The following is a 22,853-nucleotide window of genomic DNA, read 5'->3' as shown; positions in this document are numbered from 1 at the left end:
GACCGGAGCCGTGGCGGAGGGGCGAAAGGTCGTCGCCCAGAATCGCCGGGCGACGCACGACTACTTCATCGAGGAGCGGCTGGAGGCCGGCCTTGCCCTGATGGGCTCGGAGGTGAAATCCCTGCGAGCGGGCAAGGCCTCTCTGGGCGAATCCTATGCGGCGGAGCAGAAGGGCGAGCTCTATCTGCTCAACGCGCACATCTCCGAGTACGCGCCGGCCAATCGCTTCGGGCATGAACCCAAGCGGGCGCGCAAGCTGTTGGTGCATCGCCGCGAGCGCGAACGCCTGCTGGGGCTGGTGCGCCGGGACGGCTACACGCTGGTGCCGCTTGCGATCTACTTCAATGATCGCGGCATGGCGAAACTGGAACTCGGTCTGGCCAAGGGCAAGCGCAAGGCGGATCGTCGCGAAGACATCAAGAAGCGCGATTGGCAGCGCCAGAAGGCCCGCCTGCTGCGCGACCGCGGCTAAAATTTGAATCCAGTCTTGCTGGCCTCGGGTCAGCCTCAGCGGTCACCCGGTACGGCGTCCAGTTCTGCGCGCAAGCGCGCCACCACCGTTTGAAACATCTCCGGCGTCAGGCGGCGCGTGTTCACGTTATAGCGTGAGCAGTGGTAGCTGTCGGCCAACAGCAGGCCGTTCGGCAGTCGATGGAGCGCGCCATGGGCGAAGGCATAGGCATTGCGCCGCAGGCCAAGGGTCGCCAGCAGCTGGTCATGGGCGATGCGGCCAAGCGCCAGCACGATGCGAAGCTGCTTCAGGCAGGCCAGTTCCGCTTCGAAGAAGGGGCGGCAGGCCTTGATCTCTGCGGTGGTCGGCTTGTTCTCGGGCGGCACGCAGCGCACGGCGTTGCTGATGCGGCAATCCTTGAGCTGCAGGCCGTCATCGGGACGGCGCGCGTAGTCACCGCTGGCGAAGCCTTCAGACACCAGCGTCGGGTAGAGCAGGTCGCCGGCGTAGTCCCCGGTGAAGGGACGGCCGGTCTGATTGGCGCCGTGCAGACCCGGAGCCAGCCCGAGGACGAGCAGACGCGCATCCTCGGGGCCGAAGGAGGTCACCGGTGCATTGTGGTAGCTCGGAAAGCGCACCCTGTTGTCCGCGCGAAAGCCCGCAAGGCGCGGGCAGCGTGGACAGTCGTGCGGGGGCGCGGTGAACGTCATGGTCAACTATGCCTGCTCATGCACCGGTCGAGACAGGCTTAGTCCTGGCGCTCTTCATCGAGCTCCGGGCCGTCATCCTCTTCCACGAGTGGGCGCTGCGAACGGCGACCCTCGCCATTCTGGCGCTGGATGTGCTCACGGAGCTGGACGAGGTCGACGAAGTTGTCGGCCTGGCGGCGCAGATCGTCGGAGACCATGGGCGGCTGGGCCTTGATCGAGGAGATGACCGTGACGCGCACGCCGCGACGCTGTACCGCTTCGATGAGGCGGCGGAAGTCACCGTCGCCGGAGAAGAGGACCACATGGTCGACGCGGTTGGCCAGTTCCATCATGTCGATGGCCAGCTCGATATCCATATTGCCCTTGATGCGGCGGCGGCCGGTGCCGTCGGTGAACTCCTTGACTGGCTTGGTGACCAGTGAATAGCCATTGTAGTCCAGCCAGTCGATCAACGGTCGGAGCGGTGAGTACTCCTGTTCGTCCAGCATGGCTGTGTAGTAAAAGGCGCGCAGAAGACGGGCCTGACTAGCAAAAAGGTCATAAAGCCTCTTATAATCGATGTCGAAATTGAGGCTTTTTGCAGTCGAATGGAGATTGGCGCCGTCGATGAAGAGAGCGACGCGCTCTTCAGGGTAGAAATTCATGAGATAGGGATCCTTGTCGGCAGAATGCTGTTGAAGTGTCGCATCAGGAATGAAATGCGCGGGCCATCGCGGTTAAAAAGAGGACGCAGCGGCCGAGTGCCCGCAAATTGGCATGGCCGTGCTGTGCGTGCAATGCCGTGGTTATACATCAGTTGAGCGATACTTTGGTTTATGGACCATAATGAAGGTTTGGGATCGGTGATCCTGATAGCTATAGGCTCCAACCTACCGCATCCCGAGCATGGCCAACCACGCGCGGTCTGCGAGGCCGCCTTGCTTCGGCTGGCGGAACTGGGCGTGCCCTTGCTGCGCCGTTCGCGCTGGTTTGGCAGCGCGCCGGTCCCGCGCTCCGACCAGCCCTGGTTCGTCAACGGCGTGGCGGCAGTCGAGCCGGAGCCGGCCCTTGCGCCTGCAGATCTGCTGGCCGTGCTCCATCAAGTCGAGGCGGAGTTCGGGCGCGAGCGGCGGTTGCGTAATGAGGCGCGCATTCTCGATCTCGACCTGATCGACTACCGGGGGATGGTCTCGCCGCCCGATTCGGATCTGCGCCTGCCGCATCCGAGATTGCAGGAACGCGCCTTCGTGGTGTTGCCCCTGCAGGATGTATCGCCCAATTGGCGGCATCCGGTCAGCGGCGAAGCGATTGCCGATATCGCCGCCCGCCTTCCCGAGGAGCAGCAGACCCAACCGCTGGAATAGGGGCCGCTGGAATAGGGCTCAGCCGTTCACCACGGTGCCGCCGTTCGGGTGCAGCACCTGGCCGGTCATGTAGGATGCGTCCTCACTGGCCAGGAAGACGTAGCAGGGCGCGACCTCGTTCGGCTGCCCGACCCGACCCATCGGCGCGCTTTCCCCATGTTCCGAGACCTTCTCTTCGTCGAAACTTGCCGGGATCAAGGGTGTCCAGATCGGTCCCGGCGCCACTGCGTTCACCCGGATGCCTCGTTCGATCAGCGCCTGTGAGAGCGACCTGGTGAGGGAGACGATGGCACCGCGCGTGACGGCATAGTCGATGAGCAGGGGATGCCCCTTGTAGGCCGTGATGGAGGTGGTGTTAATGATGCAGGCCCCGCGCCCCAGATGCGGCAAGGCTGCCTTGGTCAGGTAGAAGTAGCCGAAGACATTCGTGCCGAAGACCCGCTCCAACTCTTCGGCGGTGATCTCCTCGAAACGGCGGCGGACGTGCTGCTCTGCGGCGTTGTTGACCAGGATGTCGAGCCGGCCGAAATGGGCCAGGGTTTCCTCCACCACCTCCTGGCATGAGAGTTCTGAGCCGATGTCCCGCTTTATCGCCAGTCCCTCGGTGCCTTCTTCGCGCAGCAGGTCCAGGGTATCCTGCGCATCATCGTCTTCCTCGAGATAGACGAAGGCGATTCTGGCGCCTTCCCGGGCCATGGCCAGGGCAACAGCGCGGCCGATGCCGCTGTCCCCGCCCGAGATCAAGGCGACCCGCCCATCCAGCTTCGCCGCCCCGGGATAGCGGGGGTGGAAGTCGGGCGCCGGGACCATTTCCCGTTCCTCTCCGGGCTGGCTCTCCTGCTCCTGTGGCGGAGGGGTCTCAATGTGCGACATGGCGGTCTCCTCACTTGGTGGTAGCCCACTGTCGCGAAATCGCTGTCGCAGCCCTGGGGTTCCCTGGGTCACAGGCCGGAAGGATTGCTGCTAGCTATTATAATTCGAGACCAATCCGCTGCAGCTTTTGCGCGGTCAGTGACTGGCGCAGGTCCGCATAGCTTTTCCAGGGATCGGAGGATTTCACTCGTTCGACAGCCTCGGAAAAGCCGAAACCGTTGGCCCGGGGCAGTTCTGACAGCTCGCTCCAGGTGACGGGCAGGGCGACAGGCGCTCCTTCGCGGGCACGCGGCGAGTAGGGGGCAATGGCCGTGGCACCGCGACGGTTGCGAAAGTGGTCGATGAAGATCCGGTCCTTGCGCTTGGCCTTAGACATGGTTGCCACGAAGCGCTTCGGGTCGAGTTCCGCCATCTTCTCGGCAAAGGCCTTGGCGAAGGCCGACGTTGTGGCCCAGGTGTGGCGTCGCACCACGGGGACGACCAGATGAACCCCCTTGCCCCCGGTGATCAGCGGAAAGGATACAAGGCCGGCTTCTTCCAGGATGTCCGCCAGATCGCGCGCGGCCCGGCGAACCGCCGTGAAGGGCACGGCCTCGTCGGGGTCGAGATCGAAGACGATGCGGTCCGGCTTCTCGATGGCGTCCTTGCGGCTGCCCCAGACATGCAGTTCCAGCACGCCGATCTGGGCACAGGACGCCAGTGCTGCCTCGCTCTCCACCAGGACATAGGGGCGCTCGGCGCCGTTCTTCTCGGCGATGGAGATGCTTCCGAAGGCCTCGGGAAAGCCCTCGCCGGCGTGCTTCTGGAAGAAGCAGCTCTTGGCCCGGCCCTGGGGGCAACGCACCAGGCTCACCGGTCGGCCGGCCAATTGCGGCAGCAGGCGCGGGGCGACCGCGACCAGATAGTCGGCCAGATCGCGTTTCGTCGTGCCCATTGTGGGGAAGAGCACCCGCTCCGGGTTTGTCAGCGTCACCCCTGCCGGCTTGTCGCTCTTGCTTTTGCCTTGCGCGGTTTTGCGACCTTCCATGACGACACTCCTTGCCGGTTTGTCTTCGCGCAGTCCGAGGAAAACGCCGTGGCGAAGGTTTCCGTCGTGGGTCATCTCGCTATAGGCGACCTCTGCTACGAGGTTGGGCCGACACCAGTGGGCCGAGCGCGCAATCGCCCCCGGGACTGCCTCGAAAGGCGAGGTTTTTCGTTCGCGCTTGCGCAGCACAGCGCCGAGGCGCTCCAGTGTCTGCTCATCGAACCCGGTGCCGACCCTGCCGGCGTAGCATAGCCGCTGGCCCTCCCAGGCGCCCAGCAGCAGGGAGGCAAAGGGCCGCTTGCGGGCCGAGGGCGACCAGCCTCCGATCACCAGTTCCTGACGGCGGACACACTTCACCTTGCGCCAGTCTCGGTTGCGCGCCGAGCGGTAGGAGGACTGCGCCCGCTTCGAGATGATGCCTTCCAGGCCGAGGCGGCAGGCCTGCCTGGCCACACGGTCGCCGCGGCCGCGCTCGTGGTCGCTGTAGCGCAGGGCATCGCGCCGTCGGCCGAGCAGCGTCCGCAGCGCCTCCTTGCGTTCCAGCAGCGGTCGCGAACGCAGGTCCACGGTGTCTTGGTGCAGCAGGTCGAAGAGGTAGTAGACGAGATCGCCGGTTCCTTGCTGCAGAGCCCGTTGCAGGGCGCCGAAGTCTGAGCGACCGCCGGTACCTGCCACCACCACCTCGCCGTCGAGCAGCACGGGCGGCCAATCACGCGCCTTCAGCGCCTCGGCGATCGATCCAAAGCGGTCGGTCCAGTCCCGGCCCGAACGGGTATAGAGCCGCACCTTGTCTCCTGAGACTGCGGCGAGCAGACGGTAGCCGTCGTACTTGATCTCGTGCATCCAGTCCTCCCCCTCCGGCGCCGCATCGACCAGCGTCGCGAGTTGAGGAGCGATAAAGGCGGGCGGTTCGGCCGCACGGGAGCTCTTTGGCCGGCTCCGGCGTTTTACAGCCCGGTCGCCGGCGGTGGGAGCGGCCTGTGCGATGGCGTCCATGTCGCGGCTACTGGTGACGCTGGTGCCAAAGGCTTCGGCTTTCCAGTCGGCATCGACCGCCTCGTCCTTCTGCTTGATCAGCAGCCAGTTCTCTCGCTTTTCGGCTTTGCGGCCGCGCAGGCGCACCAGGGCAAAGCGGCCACGCAGTCGCTCGCCCGCCAGTTCGAACTCAAGCTTGCCGCGCTTCAAGCCCTCCTCGAAATCCGCGAGTGGCTCGTAGGAGCCGTGATCCCAGAGCATCACGGTGCCGCCGCCGTATTCGCCTCGGGGGATCGTGCCCTCGAACTCGGCATAGTCGAGCGGGTGGTCTTCCGTGCGCACGGCCAGCCGCTTTTCCGAGGGATCGAGGCTGGGGCCGCGGGGCACGGCCCAGCTCAAAAGCACGCCCGCGTGCGCGAGCCGGAAGTCGTAGTGCAGGCGCCGCGCCGCGTGCTTCTGCACGACGAAAGAACCCGCCGCCTTGCGCCTGCGGCCTCCAGAGGGTTTGCCCGAGGGTTCTGCTGTACGCGCGAAGTCGCGCAGCGTGCGGTAGCGTTCCAGCCGCGCCTGTGCCATTAAGCCGCCTTGCCAGACCGCTTGCGGCTGCTGCTGCTCTTGGATCGCCCAGACGCACTGCTCTTGCTGCTGCGCTTGGCCGTGCCGCCCTTCTTGTCTCCAAGGCTCTTCTTCAGGGCCTGCATCAGGTCGACCACCTCGCCGCCCTGGTCAGACGTGGTCTCCTCGCTCTCGAGCGATACCGCTTCGCGGCCCTTTATCTTCGCCTTCACCAGTTTTTCCAGCGCACTGCTGTAGCGGTCGGTGAAGCTCTTTGGCTCGAAGGGGCCGGCCTGGCGCTCAATCAGTTCCTCGGCCAGGGCGACCAGATTCTTGTCGCTCTTGGTGTCGGCAATGGATTCGAAGTAGGTGTCGCTGTGCCGCAGCTCCTCGTCGAAGCGCAGGGTCTCCAGCAGCATACCCTTGCTGCAGGGTTCCAGTGCGGCGATGTACTCCCGCCCGCGCACGACGATCTGCCCCAGACCCACCTTGCGGCTGCGGCGCAGGGCGTCGCGCACCACGCGGAAAGCGTCCTCCGCCAACTCGCCGTCCGGGACAACGAAGTAGGGCCGGTCGAAGTAGATCGCATCGATCTCGCAGCGGTCGACGAACTGAACGAGCTCGAGGGTCTTCTTGGCATCCAGTTTGATGTCGTCGACCTCCTCGTCCGAGAGCAGGACGTAGCGGCCCTTCTCGTACTCGTAGCCGCGCAGGATTTCGTCCTTGTCCACCGGCCCGATGCCCGGAACCACCTTTTCGTAGCGGATACGCTTGCGCGAGGGCTCGTGGACCTGATGGAACGCCAGCTTCGCGCGGGACTGGGTGGCGGCGTAGAGCTTCACCGGCAGCGATACTAGGGACAGCCGAATCTGCCCCGTCCAGACGGCGTTTCCCAAGGATGCCATCGATACCTCCCGGCCCAGGATCAAGAGTGACGTTGCTGGTTTCCACAACGTCCGGCTTGCACCTCGGGTTCCGGTTCGCGTTGCCTCAGTGCGCGGTGGCCCAGCTCTCGCCGACGCCGGCGTCGGCCACCAGCGGGACCGAGAGGGTGACCACGGGGGCGCAGGCGTTTTCCATCACCGCCTTCACCAGCGCCTTGGTCTCCTCCAGCTCGGCTTCCTTCACCTCGAAGAGCAGTTCGTCGTGCACCTGCAGCAGCAGCTTCGCCGAGAGGCCGGCGCGGGTGAGGGCAGGGGGCACATGGATCATTGCGCGCTTGATGATGTCGGCGGCCGTGCCCTGGATCGGCGCGTTGATGGCCGCACGCTCACCGAAGGCGCGCCGGGCCGGGTTCTTTTCCTTCAAGGCCGGCACATGCACCTTGCGCCCGAAGAGCGTTTCCACCCACCCCTGCTCCCGGCCGAGCGCCTTCATGCTGTCCATGTAGTCGCGGATGCCGGGGAACTGCTCGAAGTAGGCCTGGATGTAGCTGCGTGCCTCGCCCTGGGTGATGCCCAGGTTCTGCGCCAGGCCAAAAGGAGAGATGCCGTAGATGATGCCGAAGTTAATCGCCTTGGCCCGCCGGCGGGTTGCCGGGTCCATTTCGGCCAGCGGCACGCCGAAGACCTGGCTGGCGGTTATGGCGTGAATGTCCTGGCCCTGCTCGAAGGCTTCGCGCAGTGCGGCCACATCGGCGATATGCGCGGTCAGGCGCAGTTCGATCTGGCTGTAGTCGACCGATAGAAGCTGGCAGCCCGGCTCCGCCACGAAGGCCTCACGGATCTTGCGCCCTTCCTCAGTGCGGATGGGAATGTTCTGGAGGTTGGGATCGTTGGAGGACAGGCGGCCGGTGGAGGCCACGGCCTGGCTGAAGGTGGTGTGGACCCGCCCGGTCTCGGCGTTGATCTGCTGCTGCAGGGCGTCGGTGTAGGTTGACTTCAGCTTGGTCAACTGGCGCCAGTCCAGCACCCGCCGTGGCAAGTCGTGCCCCTGCGCAGCCAACATTTCCAGGATGTCGGCCCCGGTGGAGTAGGCGCCAGACTTGCCCTTCCGGCCGCCGCCGTCGAGGCCCATCTCGTCGAACAGCACCTCGCCAAGCTGCTTGGGGCTGCCGATGGTGAAGTTGCGCCCGGCCAGTTGGTGGATTTCCTTTTCCAGCGCATCGATGCGCTGGGCGAAATCGTTGGAGAGGCGGCGCAGGTGCTCGCGGTCCACCTTGATGCCGGTGCGCTCCATCTCCAGAAGTACGGGCACCAGGGGGCGTTCCAGCGTTTCGTAGACCGTGGTGACCCGGGCCTGGGTCAGGCGCGGCTTCAGCGCGCGCCAGAGCCGCAGGGTGACGTCGGCGTCCTCCGCCGCGTAGTCGAGGGCCTTGTCCAGCGGCACGCGGTCGAAGGTGACCTGATTGCGGCCGCTTCCGGCCACCTCCTTGTAGGGAATCGGCGTGTGGCCGAGATGCAGCTTGGAAAGCTCGTCCATGCCGTGGCCGTGTACGCCGCCCTCGAGCACGTAGGAGAGCAGCATGGTGTCGTCGATGGGCGTGACGGCGACGCCATAGCGGGCGAGCACGCGCATGTCGTACTTGAGGTTCTGCCCGACCTTGAGCACGGCATCGTCACTCAGCAACGGCGCCAGCTTTTCCAGGACCGCATCGCGCGGGAGCTGCTTTGGCGCATCCGAGCCGTCGAAATCCAGATTGCCGTCGCCACCCACGGGGGAGCGATGCCCCACCGGGATGTAGCAGCCCTGACCCTCCGTGACCGAAAGGCTGATGCCGACCAGTTCGGCCTGCTGCGGGTCCAAGGAGGTGGTTTCCGTGTCGATGGCGACCACACCGGCTTCGTTGGCGGCGGCGATCCAGGTATCCAGTGCCGGCCAGTCCTGGATGAGCTCGTAGTCGGCCCCGCTGCCCGGCTCCGGGGGCGAAGCCTTCGACTCCGCTCCGGCTTTGATGCCAAGCTGATCGCCCAATCGGGCCAAGGTCGAGCGGAACTCGTATGCTTCGAGAAAGCGACGCAGCTTGTCCGGGTCCGGGTCGGGCTTGATCCAGGAATCGAGCCCGTTCGGCAGCGGCACCTGCGCGTCAAGGGCGACGAGCTGGCGCGAGATGCGGGCTTGATCGGCGAATTCCTGCAGTCTTTCGCGGCGCTTGGGCTGCTTGATCTCGCTGGCCCGCGCCAGAAGCGTGTCCAGGTCACCGTAGGTGCGAATCAGCTCCGCTGCGGTCTTCACACCGATGCCGGGCACGCCCGGCACATTGTCCACCGAGTCACCGGCCAGGGCCTGAACGTCCACCACCTTCTCGGGCGGGACGCCGAACTTCTCCTCCACCTGCTCGGTCTGGATCGGCGTGTTGCGGATGGGGTCGAGCATGTCGATCCCATCGCCTACGAGCTGCATCAGGTCCTTGTCCGAGGAGACGATGGTGACCTGCACGCCGGCTGCACGCGCCTGGCGCGCGAGCGTGGCGATGATGTCGTCGGCCTCGTAGTTTTCCAGCTCGATGATCGGCAGACCGCAAGCCTCGGCCGCCTCGCGCACGATGGCAAACTGTGGAATCAGGTCCTCGGGCGGATCGGGCCGGTTGGCCTTGTAGTCGGCATAGATGTCATTGCGGAAGGTGCGCTTGCCTGCATCAAACACGACGACCAGCCCGCCGGCCTCGTTGTCGCGCAGGAACTTCAGCAGCATGTTCGTGAAGCCGAAGACTGCCGAAACCGGCACGCCTTGGCTTGTGGTCATCGGCGTCTTCAGCGCGAAATAGGCGCGGAAGATGTAGCCGGATCCGTCAATGACGAAGAGGTGGTCATAAGGGGGCTTGGCGTCGCTCATGGCCGCGAGCATGCCGCGGCGCCCGCGCCCTGTCGAGCCGCTTGCGCCGCCTTGATCAGCACCATCAGTGCGCGCCGGCTTCAGCGCCTTCCTTGAGAACGAAATGCCGGCTGCAGTAAGGGCAGACGATCTCGCCGCGCCCTTCCATGTTCAGCCAGACCCGGGGATGGCCGAGCGCACCGGTCCCACCGTCACAGGCGACCACTTCCGACTCCACCTCGATGCGTTCTTCCGACATCATCCAACCCCTCCAACGACTTGCAGTTCCGCACCGATCATAGTGGGCCTCGCTCCGCTGGCAACGGCAGCGATCGCTGCCTTGCACCCCGGCGGCGGGTGACTTAAGTCATCAAGCCATGCAACTGCAAGACCAGAAAATCGCCGCCACTGCCCAGCTTCCTCGGGATGCCGTGTCCGTTTCGGGCCTGAGGAAGGTCTACAAGGGCAGCGGTCGCAGCCCGGAAAAGGTCGCGCTGCACGACATCGATCTCACGGTGCCGCGCGGCTCGCTCTTTGCACTGCTCGGCCCTAATGGTGCGGGAAAGTCGACACTGATCAACATTCTCGCGGGTCTGGTGCGCAAGACCAGCGGTCAGGCAGCGATCTGGGGCTACGACATCGACCGGGACACGCGCATGTCTCGGGCCGCCATCGGCGTGGTGCCGCAGGAACTCAACATCGACCCCTTCTTCACGCCCCACGAACTTCTGGAACTGCAGGCCGGCCTCTACGGCGTGCCGAAGCGCGAACGGCGCACCAATGAGATCCTCGAAAGCCTGGGGCTGCTGGACAAGGCAGACGCTTACACCCGAACCCTTTCCGGTGGTATGCGCCGGCGTCTCATGGTGGCCAAGGCCATGGTGCACGCCCCGCCCATTCTGGTGCTCGATGAGCCGACCGCCGGGGTGGATATCGAACTGCGTCAGCAGCTCTGGTCTCAGGTGCGTGCCCTCAACGCCGCCGGCACGACCGTGCTGCTGACCACGCACTATCTCGAAGAGGCCGAGGAGCTCTGCGATACCATCGCCATCATCAACCACGGTCGGGTGATCGCCTGCGAGCCGAAGGAGCAGCTTCTGCAGCGGCTCGATAACAAGGAGTTGCAGGTGACGGTGGAAGGGGAGCTGCGCGTAACGCCGCCCGAGCTGCAAGCCTTTGCTCCAGAGCTCGCCGCCGCGAACCGCCTGATTTTCCGCTACAAGGCAAGCGAGAGCCCGGTGGCGCACATTCTCGAAGCCCTCTCGCGCGCCGGCTTGACCGTAGCCGACCTGCGAACGGAGGAAGCCGATCTGGAAGACATTTTCTTGCAGCTGACGAGCGGGGCTCATGCGACGGACGATTCGGCCGGGAGAGACGATGTCGGGGCTGTGCAAGGCTGAGGGCTGGCTTGCCCGCCGTGTCGCGCTCTGCATCGGGGCGTTGTGTGCCCTGGTCCTGGCTGTGACGGCCTGCACACCTGTGCAGGCGCCTGGCGGTTCGGAAAACCACAGCCCGGGCTTTAGCTTGGCCGAAAAGGCGAGCGCGGCAGAGGAGCGCGGCTATCGCGCGCACAGCGGGCATTTTCGCAGCTCTGACGGACTCGAACTGGCGGTACGCGCCTGGCTGCCGCTCGAAGAGGAACCCCGGGCGGTGATCCTCGCCCTGCATGGTTTCAACGACTACGCCCATGCTTTTGCGCCGCTTGGTGAGGCCTTGGCTCAGCAGGGCATTGCTGTTTTGGCCTACGACCAGCGTGGCTTTGGCGAGAGTCCCAACACCGGACTTTGGGCCGGCGGCAAGGTGATGACCGCCGATGTTCGCACCGTCGCCGCCCGCCTGCGCGGCGCCTTTCCAGGCGTTCCGCTCTACCTCTTTGGCGAATCCATGGGTGGCGCGGTCCTGCTGGCTGCTGAAGCCGAGCCGGAAGGTCTGGATGCGGATGGCCTGATTCTCTCCGCGCCGGCCGTATGGGCGCGGGAAACACAGCCCTGGTATCAGCGCGTGGGGCTCTGGGTGGCTCTGCGCACCGTCCCCTGGTACCGCCCCTCGGCCAGCAGCGTGCGTCGCCAGGCCTCCGACAACATCGAGATGCTGCGCGCCCTGGGGCGCGATCCCCTGGTGCTCGGCAGTGCCCGCATCGACACCATTGCCGGGCTTGTGGACCTGATGGACCGGGCTCTGGCGGCTGGCCCGGTCGTGCGCACCCCGACCCTGCTGCTCTATGGCGAGCGCGACGAAATCATTCCCGCCGAGCCGGTGGAGCGTCTCTGGCAGGAGATGCCGCAAGCGGCGGGCCACCGCTTCCTGCGCTATCCCGAAGGCTGGCACCTGCTGACCCGCGATCTGCAGGGACCGAGGGTGATCGACGACATTGTCGCCTGGATCGACAACCCCACCGGAACCCTGCCCTCTACTGTCGAGCGGCTGCCTGAGGAACATGCCCAGGAGGTGGAGCAGCGGGAAGGGTAAATGACCCTCCTGCGGGCTTGTCCGATGCCGGCCCCTCGGCTAATGTCCGCTCGCACGCGGGCCCGTAGCTCAGCTGGATAGAGCGCTTCCCTCCGGAGGAAGAGGTCTGGGGTTCGAATCCCTACGGGCCCGCCAATCTTTTCAAGATATTGGTGTCGATTCTTGCGTGGCGCTCTCAAGCAGATTTGCCCTGAGCGAGCGGACCGTTTGGCCGAGCTGGCTTCCTTTTCCAACGATGCTCGGTCTTCACCTCATGGCACGTCGGCGTGAGCGCAGGACCGTCGATGAATTCGCAGTTCTCTGACGTTGCTCGGCCCGAATTCTGCCCGGTGTGTCATGAACCGGCCCCCGAGCCCCTCATGATGGTCGAGGGCAAGCGCTACTGGCGCTGTGGAGTCTGCGCGGCGCGCTTTCTCGATCCGACGCAGCAGCCTGCTGCGGACGAGGAGTATAACTGCTATCTGAGCCACGAGAACCACCCGGATGATCCCGGTTACCGCCACTTCCTAGAGAAATTCGCGACGGCGCTGCTGGCGCGCCTTCCGGCGGCATCACTGGGTCTGGACTACGGCTGCGGCCCGGCCCCGGCGCTGGCGACCATGCTGCGCGAGTCCGGCCACAGCGTGGCGCTCTACGACCCCTTCTTCCATCCTGAGACCTCGGTCCTGCGGGCCACCTATGACTTCGTGACCTGCACGGAAACGGCAGAGCATTTCCACCGTCCGGCAGAAGAGTTCGCGCGTCTCATGGCACTGGTGCGTCCAGGCGGCTGGCTGGGGATCATGACCTGCTTCCAGACGGAGGATACGCGCTTCGCCAACTGGCACTATCGCCGGGACCCGACCCACGTGGTCTTCTACCGGGAAGAAACCCTTCGATACCTGGCAGCCTCCCGGGATTGGAGCATCGAAGTTCCGGTCAAGGACGTGGCGCTGTTGCGTCGGCCGATGGCTCCAACCACCCCTTGCTAGGCGGCCAGTTGCGGCCAGCCCTGCTGTGAACGCGACGCTGTGACGCAAGAATCCTGCTTTTGATTCCGTTTGTGTACGTTTATTCAGGCACGCCCGCTGCCATCGGGGCGCTCGTCCGTGAATCCGGTCTGGTGCCAAAGAGACAGAGCAGATTCAGTCTTATTGGACCGCAAAGCGATTACAACAAGACGCGACCTGCTCCTGTTCCGGGCTGGGTGCAGAGGAGAGACACACTCAGGGGAGTAGCAAGCCTTGCCGCCGATCGACGAGAAGCTGGAAGCCATCCTGGCAGATGTGGTCCACCGCAATGCCGGTGAGGAAGAGTTCCACCAGGCCGTTCGCGAGGTTCTCGAAAGCCTGGGCCGGGTGATCGCGAAGCATCCCCACTATGCCGACCAAGCCCTGATCGAGCGTATCTGCGAACCGGAGCGCCAGATCATCTTTCGCGTGCCCTGGGTCGACGACCGTGGCCTGGTGCGCATCAATCGTGGCTTCCGGGTGCAGTTCAATTCGGCGCTGGGCCCTTACAAGGGCGGCCTGCGTTTCCACCCCTCGGTCAATGTCGGCATCATCAAGTTCCTGGGCTTCGAGCAGACCTTCAAGAACGCCCTGACCGGCATGCCTATCGGCGGCGGCAAGGGTGGGTCGGACTTTGATCCGCGCGGTCGATCCGATGGCGAAATCATGCGCTTCTGCCAGTCGTTCATGACCGAGCTCTGGCGCCATGTGGGCGAGTACACGGACGTGCCGGCAGGGGACATCGGTGTGGGCGACCGGGAGATCGGCTACCTGTTCGGCCAGTACAAGCGCCTGACCAATCGCTTCGAGGCGGGGGTGCTGACGGGCAAGGGCCTGGTTTACGGTGGCTCGCGCGCGCGCAGAGAGGCCACGGGCTATGGCACCACCTATTTTGTGCAGTCGATGTTGGAAAGCCGCACAGATTCCCTGGAAGGCAAGCGCTGCGTGGTGTCGGGCTCCGGCAATGTGGCCATCTACGCCATGGAGAAGATCCGCGCCTTCGGCGGCAGAGTCATCGCCTGCTCGGACAGCAATGGCTATGTGGTGGACGAAGCCGGCATCGACCTGGATCTGGTCAAGGAGATCAAGGAGGTGCGCCGGCAGCGCATTTCCGAGTATGCCCGGCGCAAGGGCGGCGACGCCCAGTATGTCGAGAGCGGCACGGTCTGGGACGTTCCCTGCACCGTGGCCCTGCCCTCGGCCACGCAGAACGAACTGACCGGCAAGGATGCCCGCACTCTGGTGAAGAACGGTGTGATCGTCGTCGGTGAGGGCGCCAACATGCCGTGCACGCCCGAAGCCATTCGCACCTTCCAGGAAGCGAACGTGCTTTTTGCTCCCGGCAAGGCGGCCAACGCCGGCGGCGTGGCCACCTCGGCGCTGGAAATGCAGCAGAACGCCTCCCGGGACAGCTGGACCTTCGGCCAGACCGAGGCGCGCCTGGCGGAGATCATGCGCCGTATCCATGATTCCTGCGCGGAAACTGCGGAGGAATATGGCGCGCCGGGCAACTATGTTCTGGGCGCGAACATTGCCGGTTTCGTGCGCGTGGCCGAGTCCATGCGGGCTCTGGGCGTGGTCTGAGCCATTGGGGTGGGGCGGGCTTCGCCGCCTTGGGTACGCCGCTCCCCTTCAGACGGGTCGCCTGTCCCGGATGTCTGGCGCTTGCCCCCTTTGGCGGCGGCGGGTAGCGTGACGGCGTTGCAGCAGCCGAGTGTGACTCTTCATGGGGCGCCTGACCCTTCCCTTGTATCTTGCGCTCGTTCTGGCGAGCGGTTTGCCCGGTAAAGCCTGGAGCCAGGATTACGATGCGGGCCTGGCAGCCTATGGCCACGGCAATGCGGCACGGGCCGAGGTGAACTGGCTGATGGCTGCGGCCAATGGCAATCCCGAGGCCGAGTTTGCGCTGGGCAAACTCTACGAGGAGGGGGGGGCAGACATCGGCGCCGATGCCGAGCGCGCCGGCACTTGGTATCGCCGCGCCATGCAGCGCGGCTCCCTTGCAGCCGAAACCAATTTTGCGCTCATGCTGCTCGAAGGCCGGGGCCTGGTGCGCGACACCCGACGCGCCATCGATCTCTGGCAGAACGCCGCCGAGGCCGGTCAGGCAGAGGCGCAGTACAACATGGCGCTCGCCTACTATAACGGCGTGGGCGTGGCGCCGCGCTTGCGACGGGCTGCGGAGTGGATGGAACTCGCCGCGGAGAACGGTCTGCCAGCAGCGCAGTTCGGCCTGTCGGAGTTCTATCGGCTGGGTGTCGGCGTCCCGCGCGACGCGGGCCAGGCGGCAGCCTGGGAAGAACGCGCGCGCACCAACGGCTACGGGCGGGACGCTGGTGCCGGCGCTCCTGCCGACGCAGGTGAACCGCTTGCCGCTGACGAGCCGCCGGCGCGGGAAGAGCGCCAAGCCACGGCCACGCCTGAGCCGGCACCCGACAGGCCGCAACTGACTTCGGCGGAGGCGGAGCCGTACTACGATGACGGGGCGCTGGAGGTGGATGAATCTCCGGACATCCCGGCGGTACCCGATCCACCGGAAGAGGCCGATCCAGCGCCGCCAGCGCGCAACGCTTCCCCACCAGGGGCCAGCTTCGCCAGCCGAGAAACCGCACTGTCGGCTACGATCTCCGCCATCCTGGAAGGCGACGAGAGCGACTTCCAGGCAGGGGCGGATATGGGCAATGAGTCAATGGACGACAGCGAGACGGAGGCAACCGAGTTGCCCCTGTCGGAAGTGGAGGCCTTGGCGCCAGAGATGAGCGAGGCGGTCGCCCCGAATGATGCGGCCAGCGATGCTGCCGAGTCGACGGCAGAGAGCGCCGACCCGAAGCAGGGCGAGGTCGAGGAGTCTGAAGCCGCACCGGAACCGGGAGCGGCACTCGAGTCCATGCCCGAGCCTGAAACGGTTCCTGAAGTCCCGCGAGCGGCGCCCGACGCGCAAGCCTTAGATGCCGATGAGCTAGGGGAGGCGGCGGGCGGCAACAGTTCCACCGAGTCCACCGCGGCCGGAAGCGGCTTCGCGGTCTGGCTCGGCTCCATGCAAAGCCAGGAAGGCGCGGGCAGGCTTTGGCAGGAGGCCCGCGCCACCCACCCGGATCTGCTGGGTGATCGATCCGTTCACTATCAGACTGTAGAGACCGACCGCGGCGCCTATCGACGCGTCCTGGCCGGCGGTTTCAGCAGCCGAGAGGATGCCGGCGCATTCTGTGAGCGCCTGCGGACTTCCAACGACGACGCCTTCTGTCAGCCCCTGCGCAAGGAATAAATGATGTCAGCATCTCGGCCCGGTCCCAAAGCCCGCATGGCGGCAGGGGAAACGCTCTTCGGTGTGTGGCTTGAACTGGGCTCGCCCATGGTCGCCGAGGTGCTGGCCGAATGCGGCTACGACTGCGCCATGATGGATATGGAACATGGCCCCCACTCCATCGGCGACACCATTGGCATGATGCAGGCGATGAAGGGTACTGGCTGCCTGCCGCTGACGCGCATTCCGCAGAACGATCCGGTGGCGATCAAGCGGGTCCTCGATGCGGGCGTGCGCGGCGTCATGGTGCCCTCGGTCAATACCGCCGAGGAGGCCGAGGCCGCCGTCGCTGCCTGTCGCTATCCGCCCCGGGGCAAGCGCGGCTATGCCGCCTCCATCGTGCGGGCCTCGCGCTTCGGGCTGGACCTCGACGACTACCTGAGCCGCTTCGAGGCGGAGGAACTCCTCGTGATCTGCCAGATCGAAACTTGCGAGGCGGTGGAGAACATCGAGAGCATCGCGGCCGTTGACGGCGTCGATCTGCTGTTCATCGGACCCAACGACCTTGCCGCCGATGCGGGGCTGTTCAACCGGCTGGACGCGCCGGAGGTCGATGCCATGGTCACACGGGTTGAGGAGGCCTGTCGCGCAGCGGGTCGTGGTCTAGGGGCAATCGTCAGCCCCAACCGCTCCCTGGCGCAGCTCAAGGCAAGCGGTGGCTATCGCATGATCCTGCAGGACGCCGATGTGGCGCTGCTGCGCGATTCCGCCCGTGCCTCGCTGGAGGCCCAGCGCAAAGCCTGGGGCTGAGGGTAGAACTGAGGAACGCCCCGGCTGACCTGCGGCCTGCCAGGGCGTTTCCGTCGCGTTACTGGCCGGCCACCTGGGCGACGTAATCGGCCAAGGTCTGCTTTTCCTCTTCGCTTAGATCGTCGTAGGGCATCATGGGGCCGATGCCCTGGGTGATGGCGCGCAGCACGACCTCGGATTCAGGCTGCATGACGTCGAGGCTCGGCCCGATGGTGCCGCCGGCCCCGGCGTCCTTCAATGTGTGGCAGAGGGCGCAGGGCGGCTCGGCCTGTTCGGTGAAAAGGCTGCGGCCCTGTTCGAGGTTGCTGTCGTTTTCGGCGCGGGCGCCGTCGAGAGGGGCGAGGAGCAACAGGGCCGTCGCAGCGAGCGCCGGCAGCCCAAGCAGTGTCCGGTTCATCCAAGGGTTCCGTTGAAAAAAGGGGTCCCTCGCCCGCATTGCGGACGGGGGACGAGGGGCTACGGGATCAGGAAACAGTGATTTCAGCGCCGGGCGCGCGCCAACCATTGTGGCTGTAGCCCGACTGGTTTGGTTCGGATTCCTCCGGCTGGCTGTTGCCCTCGCTGTCGGTGGCGCGGCTCACCAGCAGGTGGTTGCCGGGCTCCAGGTCGACGGCCAGAACGAAGGGGCGCCAGGCAAAGCGTCCGAGATCGGGACCGATAAAATCGGCCTGATGCCAGGTCTCTCCGCCATCGACCGAGACCTCGACAGTATCGACCGGATTGGTGCCGCCGAAGGCCACGCCGGTGACCAGCACGGGGCCGGCGCCGCGATTGTCGAGCGGCCCGGTGATCCAGGACTTCACGTCCATCTTCCAGACCGACGGCCACTGCGGTCCGCCTTCCTCGCCCACCGGCATGAGGCGATAGCGGGTTTGCTGGATCCGGGCCGGAGATTCCTCCTCGGTGAAAGCAATCTTCTTGATGTACTTTACGTTGTTCACGCCGGTGTAGCCCGGCACCACCATGCGCAAGGGACCACCGTGTGCGAGGGAAATCGGCTCGCCATTGATGTCCCAGGCAAGCAGGATGTCTTCCATCGCCTCAAGGGGGATGGATCGTTCGACCATGATCGACAGGGGATCGATTCCCTCCGGAAGTTCTTCGCCGCCCGTCCCGGTGACATAGACTGCGCCCTCGGCAACACCGCCCAAGGCCTCCACAACAGTGCGCAGGGGCACGCCGGTCCACATCACGTTGCCGGCGGCACCGAGCTGCCACTGGGTGCCGCTGGGATCATGGTCGAAGAAGGCGCGTCCGTTGCCGGAGCATTGCAGCACCATGGTCAAGGTCTCGATGCCCATGGTCTTCAGTTCGCCCAGGGTCAGTGTGCGCGGCTCGCCCACGCCCTCGATCGATACCTCCCAGGAATCGCGGTCCTCGACGATGGACATCGGGGGCGGAGAGACGTTGTTGCGGATATAAAGCCGGTCTTCGGGTGTGATGCTGGCGGTGCCGAAAGCGCTGCGCTTGGTCTCAATCGTGTTGTCCGAGTGGATGATCAGCGCATCCGGTTCTTTCCAGTTCACATAGTCCGGCAGGTCGCTGCCTTCGCTGGCACGCAGGCTCGCACCTGGTGCAAATGTCCCTGCCGCGACCGCTGTGGCGGCGGTTCCGGCCAGCAGGTAGCGGCGCTGCAGATTGATAACCTCGGGCATAATCTTTCCTTCCCTGTCGTCGCTTCTGGGCATGCGCGCGGCGAAGGCGCTGAGCAGCCCTCTGCTATAGAGACAAAACGCCGCAGGAGCCCGAATCATTCCCGAGCGGCGAAAAAATAACTCAGCGAAGGGAAGAAAGGTTGCGCGTCAGGCCAGGCAGGGGGCGCTTTTCTCTCGATTGTCGGCCAATGCGGAGCGGGTTGTCGGAGACATAGGGGCCAGCCGGCGGGTGGCCTCCTCCACGGCCCGCGCGATGAGCGCCATGCGCCCGGACTCCATACCATCGGCCAGAAGGACATAGGCGACCGATCCGGCCTTCCAGAGATAGGCTTCCTCGCCGTCTGCGGTGCGATGCGTCAGTTGCTGGGGGAATCCAGCGGCTGTCTTCTCCTGGCTTCGGAACGCCAGCAGGCTCACCTGGCAGCCCCGGGTGCCAAGATAGCCCACGTGCAGCACGTCGCGCTGCGGGCCTGTCAGTGCGATATGCGCGATGCTCAGGCGCGTGTCGCTGAGGTCCGGGATTTGTAGCGGCAGGCCGAAGTCCTGGAGAGTGGCGAGCAGGACACCCGCCGAGGGTTCCGCAGATTCGCCAGCGCCCTGCAACCATGTATCGTGCAAGGTCTCTGCCGTCTGCAGCGTCGCCTCGAGACCCGTAGGCGGTTGCAGGCGGGGATAGGTCAGCCAGAGTCCGCCCGCCATTGCGGCCAAGAAAATGCAGGCAGCCAGCGCCTGTGCGAAGCGGCGCGAACGGTGACGGCGTAGCGGGACTTGCAGCAGTTCAGGCGGCAGGGCTTCCGCGTTGACTTGAAGCGAGGACTTCAACTCTGCCAGCTGTGCGATCTCTCGGGCCAGACGGTGGTCGGCCGCCGCGGCCGCAGCGACGCGGGCGGCGTCCTCGCTGTCGAGTTCGCCATCCACATAGGCGTTCAGTTCCGCCCAGCTTGGGGCGTGGTCAGAGGTCTGAGAATTGCTCATCGCACTGATCGTCCGTTGCGGGGGCGCAGCGGTATCACGTTGTCATCCTCGATGGCTGTCAGAAGCGCCGCGCGGGCACGGGACAGGCGACTCATCACGGTGCCGTTCGGCACCTGCAGCAGGCTTGCCGTTTCCGCATAGCTGAACCCGGCTATGTCGATCAAGGCGAGGATTTCCCGGTGGGCTGGCGAGAGGCGGCTCAGACCACGGCGAACCGTGAGGCTGTCGATCAAGGGGCGCTCGCCCATGGTAGGCGGCGTGGACCCCCCATTTGCGTGGTCTTCTGTCTGCTCGAGAACCTGCCTGCCCTTGCGGCGCTGGGTGTCCAGGAAGCGATTGCGCAGGATGCGGAACAGCCAGGCCCGATAGGCGCTTTCGTCCTCGGGCACACGTCGCGCACCGAGCGCTCGCACCACGCAGTCCTGGACGAGATCACGCGCCGCCTCCCGGTCATGCGCCAGAGAGAGCGCGTAGCCATAGAGCCGGTCGAGATAGGCCTCGATGCGCTGGCGTCGCGCTGCGGCCACCGCTTTGCTCCTCATGTGGTTCGTTCTGGGCGCGCATCAGTCTAGCGCCGCTTTGTATCGCTGTGGAGTGGCCACAGGCTTCACTTCTCGATACTGGCATGCACCGCGTATAGACCGCAGCGAGAGCACTGTGGCATACCAAACCTGTGCTGCTGAAGTAGCAACAAAATGAAAGTCTGGGTAATGCCTCCACAGCGCGAAGAGCGCTTCCAGTTCACGCTTGACGAGTTGAGCGAGGCTTCGGGCGACCTCGGAACGCTGCTGCCACATTGAAAGAAAGGATCGACATGCGGCTCACGATCCGATGCGCCATGATCGCGGCAATGCTGGTTCTTGGCACCAGCGTTTCAGTTGCCGAGATGCAGCAGCCCTACGCGGGGCTTCTAGAAAGGCCAATCAAGGCGCTGCCCGAAGAACAGGTGGAAGCCCTCCTGAACGGTCAGGGCGCTGGCTTTGCCCTCACGGCGGAGCTGAACGGCTACCCCGGCCCGTTGCACGTGCTGGAACTCTCTGAGGAGCTGGAGTTGGCCCCGGAGCAGCGGCGGCAGATAGAGGGCCTGTACGATGAAATGAAAGGGATAGCGATAGAATTGGGGAGATATCTCGTCGAGCTTGAGAGCACGCTGGATCGGGAATTCGCGAGCAGATCGATTGGCGCCGCACGGCTGGATGAGCTCACTTCCGAAATCGGGAGAATAACCGGAGAACTCCGCGCCACGCACCTCAGGTACCATCTGGAGACTGATAGGATTCTCAGCCGAGACCAGGTGGAGCAGTATGACATGCTGCGTGGCTACAGCCATGGCGACCACTATGGGGAGCACCGAGCCTCCGAGATGCATCACGGCCCATCCAACTGAATCCGACCCCGCGTGTTGCTGACAGGTGCTTGGGGGCGGTTGCTATCCAGTGCCGGAAGAACGCTAGGGAAAGGCCGCCGATGACGCAGTTTCAGACAGGCATTGGATTGGACGACCTGGCCGTGCTGCCGGTGGAAGCCTGCTACCGTGCCGATGAAGCGGCCGCTGCGGCTGGCGTGCCCGGGGTGCGCTTGATGGAGAATGCGGGCCGCGCGGTTTTCGATGCCTTGCGGGAAGCCTGGCCGCTGGGCCGCCTGCGCGGCGACGTGGTCGTGCTCTGCGGACCCGGGAACAACGGCGGCGATGGCTTCGTCGTCGCGCGTCTGCTGGCGGAGGCCGGCTGGCCGGTGCGGCTCGGGCTGCTGGGGGCGCGCGAAGCCCTGAAGGGCGATGCGGCCCACCATGCCGCCCTCTGGAATGGCCCCATCGCCGGGCTCTCGCCGGCGCTGCTGGAAGGAGCCGGCCTCGTGGTCGATGCGCTGTTCGGCGCCGGCCTGGCACGCCCGATCGAGGGCCTCGCAGCGCAGACTCTGACTACGGCTCGGGAGCGCGGGCTGCCGGTCCTGGCCGTCGACGTGCCCAGCGGGCTGCAGGGCGACAGTGGCGCGGTGCTGGGCGCAGTGGTGGCGCCGGCGGACCTGACCGTGACCTTCTTCCGGCCCAAGCCCGGGCACCTGCTCTTGCCTGGGCGTCGCCTTTGCGGCCGGCTAGTGGTGGCCGACATCGGCATTCCCGAGACCGTGCTCGAGACTATTGCGCCGCAGCTCCACCGCAATCAGCCGCCGCTGTGGCTGCAGCACTGGCCACGGCGCACGGTGGAGAGCCACAAGTACCACTTCGGCCACGCGTTGCTCGTGGGCGGAGCAGAGATGACTGGCGCGGCCCGCCTGGCGGCCCGGGCGGCGCTCCGGGTGGGTGCCGGGCTGGTGAGCCTTGCCGCACCGTCCGAAGCGCTTGCGGTCTACCAGCTCAGCTCCCCCAGCCTGATCGTGCTGCCGGGCAGCGATCCGCAGGTGCTGAAGCGCCGCCTGGAGGATCCGCGCTACAATGCCCTGCTGATCGGACCTGGCCTCGGGGTTGGGGAGGAGACCTGCGCGGCGGCGGAAGCGCTGCTGGCCAGCGGTCGCGCCTGCGTGCTCGATGCCGATGCCCTGAGTTCCTTTGCCGGCGCGCCGTCACGCCTCTTCGGCGCCATTAAGGGCCCGGCGGTGCTGACGCCGCATGACGGCGAGTTCGCGCGGCTCTTCCCCTCACTGAAGGGCGACCGCCTGCAGCGGGCCAGTGCCGCCGCGCGCGAGAGCGGCGCTGTTGTGCTCCTGAAGGGAGCGGACGCCGTGATCGCCGCGCCCGACGGCCGTGCGGCCCTGGTGGAGAATGCGCCGCCCTTCCTGGCGACGGCCGGGACGGGTGACGTGCTCAGCGGCCTGATCGTCGGCCTGCTGGCCCAGGGCCTGCCGGCTTTCGAGGCCGCGGCTGCCGGCGCCTGGCTGCTCGGTGCGGCGGCCCAGCATTTCGGGCCGGGCCTGATCTCGGAGGATCTGCCCGATTGCCTGCCCGCGGTCCGGGCCGGCCTTGATCGTTAGGCGCCGACTATCACGCGGTCAGGCTTGAGCCTCTGGTGGGCGCGTGGCAGCTTG

Annotated in this window: 21 protein-coding genes and 1 tRNA gene; 11 read left to right on the top strand and 11 right to left on the bottom strand. The window is 65.6% G+C overall.

Annotated elements, in window-relative coordinates:
* The first annotated feature begins 10 nt into the window (after positions 1–10).
* On the top strand, positions 11–472 hold the full coding sequence (gene smpB, locus ABZ720_RS02565; protein ID WP_366553478.1) for an SsrA-binding protein SmpB: 462 nt from the start codon (positions 11–13) through the stop codon (positions 470–472).
* Positions 473–507: 35 nt separating this feature from the next.
* On the opposite strand, the gene ABZ720_RS02560 is transcribed toward smpB, so the two are convergent.
* A complete protein-coding gene (locus ABZ720_RS02560) occupies positions 508–1,161 on the bottom strand; it encodes a uracil-DNA glycosylase (RefSeq protein ID WP_366553476.1) in 654 nt (217 codons plus the stop codon).
* A 38-nt stretch (positions 1,162–1,199) separates the two neighbouring features.
* Positions 1,200–1,805: a LabA-like NYN domain-containing protein gene (locus ABZ720_RS02555; protein ID WP_366553474.1), complete on the bottom strand. Its 606-nt coding sequence runs from the start codon at positions 1,803–1,805 to the stop codon at positions 1,200–1,202.
* Between the two features lie 198 nt (positions 1,806–2,003).
* Here ABZ720_RS02555 and folK point away from each other — a divergent pair, with 198 nt between their 5' ends.
* A complete protein-coding gene (gene folK, locus ABZ720_RS02550) occupies positions 2,004–2,504 on the top strand; it encodes a 2-amino-4-hydroxy-6-hydroxymethyldihydropteridine diphosphokinase (protein ID WP_366553472.1) in 501 nt (166 codons plus the stop codon).
* A gap of 18 nt (positions 2,505–2,522) precedes the next feature.
* On the opposite strand, the gene ABZ720_RS02545 is transcribed toward folK, so the two are convergent.
* From ABZ720_RS02545 to ABZ720_RS02525, 5 genes are all read right to left on the bottom strand, one after another.
* Complete coding sequence (locus ABZ720_RS02545) at positions 2,523–3,377, bottom strand: SDR family oxidoreductase (protein WP_366553470.1); 855 nt, start codon at positions 3,375–3,377, stop codon at positions 2,523–2,525.
* Positions 3,378–3,474: 97 nt separating this feature from the next.
* Positions 3,475–5,955, bottom strand: a complete 2,481-nt coding sequence (gene ligD / locus ABZ720_RS02540; protein ID WP_366553468.1) for a DNA ligase D — start codon at positions 5,953–5,955, stop codon at positions 3,475–3,477.
* On the bottom strand, positions 5,955–6,839 hold the full coding sequence (ku, locus tag ABZ720_RS02535; protein ID WP_366553466.1) for a non-homologous end joining protein Ku: 885 nt from the start codon (positions 6,837–6,839) through the stop codon (positions 5,955–5,957). The genes ligD and ku overlap by 1 nt, the downstream gene beginning before the upstream one ends.
* An 85-nt stretch (positions 6,840–6,924) precedes the next feature.
* Positions 6,925–9,708: a DNA polymerase I gene (gene polA, locus ABZ720_RS02530; RefSeq protein WP_366553464.1), complete on the bottom strand. Its 2,784-nt coding sequence runs from the start codon at positions 9,706–9,708 to the stop codon at positions 6,925–6,927.
* Between the two features lie 64 nt (positions 9,709–9,772).
* Positions 9,773–9,949, bottom strand: coding sequence for a zinc-finger domain-containing protein (locus ABZ720_RS02525; protein ID WP_366553462.1), 177 nt, complete (start codon positions 9,947–9,949; stop codon positions 9,773–9,775).
* A gap of 115 nt (positions 9,950–10,064) precedes the next feature.
* On the opposite strand from ABZ720_RS02525, the gene ABZ720_RS02520 reads away from it, so the two are divergent.
* From ABZ720_RS02520 to ABZ720_RS02490, 7 genes are all read left to right on the top strand, one after another.
* The gene (locus tag ABZ720_RS02520; RefSeq protein ID WP_366553460.1) at positions 10,065–11,087 is read left to right on the top strand and encodes an ABC transporter ATP-binding protein; all 1,023 of its coding nucleotides are present in this window, start codon (positions 10,065–10,067) and stop codon (positions 11,085–11,087) included.
* Positions 11,035–12,156, top strand: a complete 1,122-nt coding sequence (locus ABZ720_RS02515) for an alpha/beta fold hydrolase (protein WP_366553458.1) — start codon at positions 11,035–11,037, stop codon at positions 12,154–12,156. Before ABZ720_RS02520 ends, ABZ720_RS02515 begins: the two co-directional genes overlap by 53 nt.
* A 58-nt stretch (positions 12,157–12,214) precedes the next feature.
* Positions 12,215–12,291, top strand: a tRNA-Arg gene (locus ABZ720_RS02510).
* A gap of 149 nt (positions 12,292–12,440) precedes the next feature.
* Positions 12,441–13,127, top strand: coding sequence for a class I SAM-dependent methyltransferase (locus ABZ720_RS02505; protein ID WP_366553456.1), 687 nt, complete (start codon positions 12,441–12,443; stop codon positions 13,125–13,127).
* Between the two features lie 252 nt (positions 13,128–13,379).
* Complete coding sequence (gene gdhA, locus ABZ720_RS02500; protein WP_366553454.1) at positions 13,380–14,729, top strand: NADP-specific glutamate dehydrogenase; 1,350 nt, start codon at positions 13,380–13,382, stop codon at positions 14,727–14,729.
* 142 nt (positions 14,730–14,871) lie between these two features.
* A complete protein-coding gene (locus tag ABZ720_RS02495) occupies positions 14,872–16,410 on the top strand; it encodes an SPOR domain-containing protein (RefSeq protein WP_366553452.1) in 1,539 nt (512 codons plus the stop codon).
* Positions 16,411–17,199, top strand: a complete 789-nt coding sequence (locus tag ABZ720_RS02490) for an HpcH/HpaI aldolase family protein (protein WP_366553450.1) — start codon at positions 16,411–16,413, stop codon at positions 17,197–17,199.
* Positions 17,200–17,257: 58 nt separating this feature from the next.
* Here the strand turns inward: ABZ720_RS02490 and sorU are convergent, their stop codons facing one another.
* The 4 genes from sorU to ABZ720_RS02470 form a co-directional block, all read right to left on the bottom strand.
* Positions 17,258–17,596: a SorU family sulfite dehydrogenase c-type cytochrome subunit gene (sorU, locus tag ABZ720_RS02485; RefSeq protein ID WP_366553448.1), complete on the bottom strand. Its 339-nt coding sequence runs from the start codon at positions 17,594–17,596 to the stop codon at positions 17,258–17,260.
* A 67-nt stretch (positions 17,597–17,663) separates the two neighbouring features.
* Positions 17,664–18,854 (bottom strand): SorT family sulfite dehydrogenase catalytic subunit, encoded by a 1,191-nt coding sequence (gene sorT, locus ABZ720_RS02480; protein ID WP_366553446.1) that lies wholly within the window; start codon positions 18,852–18,854, stop codon positions 17,664–17,666.
* A 147-nt stretch (positions 18,855–19,001) separates the two neighbouring features.
* Positions 19,002–19,829 carry a hypothetical protein gene (locus ABZ720_RS02475; protein WP_366553444.1) on the bottom strand — a complete coding sequence of 276 codons (828 nt, stop codon included), beginning with the start codon at positions 19,827–19,829 and terminating at the stop codon, positions 19,002–19,004.
* Positions 19,826–20,356: an RNA polymerase sigma factor gene (locus ABZ720_RS02470; protein WP_366553442.1), complete on the bottom strand. Its 531-nt coding sequence runs from the start codon at positions 20,354–20,356 to the stop codon at positions 19,826–19,828. Before ABZ720_RS02470 ends, ABZ720_RS02475 begins: the two co-directional genes overlap by 4 nt.
* A 287-nt stretch (positions 20,357–20,643) precedes the next feature.
* Between ABZ720_RS02470 and ABZ720_RS02465 the strand changes: the two genes are divergently transcribed.
* Positions 20,644–21,216, top strand: a complete 573-nt coding sequence (locus tag ABZ720_RS02465) for a hypothetical protein (protein ID WP_366553440.1) — start codon at positions 20,644–20,646, stop codon at positions 21,214–21,216.
* 80 nt (positions 21,217–21,296) lie between these two features.
* Entirely contained in the window at positions 21,297–22,799 is a 1,503-nt protein-coding gene (locus ABZ720_RS02460) for an NAD(P)H-hydrate dehydratase (RefSeq protein ID WP_366553438.1), read from the top strand.
* The last annotated feature ends 54 nt before the right edge of the window (positions 22,800–22,853 follow it).

The sequence above is a fragment of the Aquibaculum sediminis genome, assembly GCF_040712085.1.
Lineage (GTDB): Bacteria > Pseudomonadota > Alphaproteobacteria > Kiloniellales > DSM-21159 > Aquibaculum > Aquibaculum sediminis.
The sequence above is the reverse complement of the archived record's forward strand: the minus strand, read 5'-3'. Positions and strand labels throughout refer to the sequence as shown.